Annotated in this window: 1 protein-coding gene and 1 pseudogene; both read left to right on the top strand. The window is 64.6% G+C overall.

Going from position 1 to position 1,645, the window contains the following annotated elements:
- Positions 1-411: pseudogene (locus WAN02_RS31760) on the top strand (alpha/beta hydrolase); the annotation flags it as partial.
- A gap of 325 nt (positions 412-736) precedes the next feature.
- The coding region (locus tag WAN02_RS31755; RefSeq protein ID WP_422269329.1) for an NlpC/P60 family protein at positions 737-1,645 on the top strand (909 nt) is incomplete at its 3' end.

The following is a 1,645-nucleotide window of genomic DNA, read 5'->3' as shown; positions in this document are numbered from 1 at the left end:
GCACCGCTGATTCCCTTCGCGCACTACGCCTATCGCCTTTATATGCGGATGTGGCCCGAAATCGATCGGCAGGTCCTCGACGATCCTGAAGTCGAGGCGATCTTCGTCGACGACATGGTCAACGCCTTCCGCGGCCGCTGCCTGGCCATGGTCGACGATGCCCGTCTTCTCGGGCGCGACTGGGGTTTTCGGCTCGTCGACGTGAAGGTGCCGGTGCGGTGGTGGCACGGCGAGACCGACCACGTCGTGCCGATCGCTGGTGTGCACACGGCCGTCACGCGCCTGCAGGACGCCGTACTCACCGTGCGCCCCGAGAGCCACCTGGGCGGCTTCGCCATGACCGAAGACGTGCTCGCCCACATGAGCGAGAAGCTCATGGGCGGCAACAACCTTCGGTCAGCGCTCCCGTAGCCGAATCCCGGACCTGACTGCGAATCTCCAACGTCACAGGAAGTTAGGGATACGACGGTATGCCCGCCTCGTAGCGACAACTGAAGATCGGGCGACGCACCGCCGCCAACTGTCGCTATGAGGTGGGCACAACGTACGCCTTCCTCTCCGAGAGGCCGGTGTGGCGGGTGTTACCTTGCCCGGTAGGACTTGCCGCGCCTCATGAAGGATGGGCTGGGTGATCCTCGCCGTCGATCTCGGGAAGATGTCCTTGACATCTTTGCGAGTGACGCGTTGCAGCGCGCTAACCGGACACGGCGGCGTGGCTCCGATAGCGTCAAAAGATGTGACCGGCGCCGTGACCCGAACAGCGCTTGCCGGTGTCTTGGCCATCGGGCTGATGGCAGCATCGGACCCCGTCAACGTCTCGGCCGCGCCGGCGGCGCGCAACGTTTATGTCGCCGTATCGGTGGCCACGGTGTGGACCTCCCCACAGAGTCCGCGTCCAGTCGATCGTCCCGCCCTGACCAACCCGGTCTACATTCGCGGCTGGGTGTCCGCCATGACGTTGGACCAGCAGGAAGCGCTCACCTCGGACGAACTCGACCAGACGCAGGTTCTCTATGGCGACCGCGTAGTTGTGCTGCAGGAGCAGGGCGACTGGGACCAGGTGGTGGTCCCCGACCAGTCCACACCGAAGGACTCTCAGGGCTATCCCGGCTGGATTCCCAAGGCCCAGTTGGCAACCGACCCGGTCTACGACGCAATAAAAGAACACGCTCCCTTCGCGCTGGCCGATCACGGCATCACCACCTGGCTGTACCGCGACTCCGGACTCACCAACCAGGACCTCGAGATCAGCGCCAACACCATGCTTCCCGTCCTGAGCCGCACCGATAGGGCCGTGCAGGTGGCCACCCCGGATCGTGGCCCGAGGTGGCTGGATGCCCGAAAGATCGCGGTCTACGAAAAGCCAACGGACATAATGCATCCCACCGGAGCCGATCTGGTCCGCTACGCCGCCGCGTTCTTGGGCATCCCCTACGTGTGGGGCGGCCTTACCGGGTTCGGGATCGATTGCTCCGGATTGACCTACATCGCCTACCAGGCATATGGCATCACCCTGCCGCGCGACGCCGGCCCGCAAGCCGCCGACAGCCGGGGCCGTCCGGTCGACAAATCCGCGTTGCAACCCGGCGATCTGCTCTTCTACTCGCACGGCGGCAAGGACCCCGTCAATCCCGACGACATGTAC

Source organism: Mycobacterium sp. (assembly GCF_049281135.1).
Taxonomy (GTDB): domain Bacteria; phylum Actinomycetota; class Actinomycetes; order Mycobacteriales; family Mycobacteriaceae; genus Mycobacterium.
Note: the sequence above shows the minus strand (reverse complement) of the source record. Positions and strands in the feature narration are given on the sequence as shown.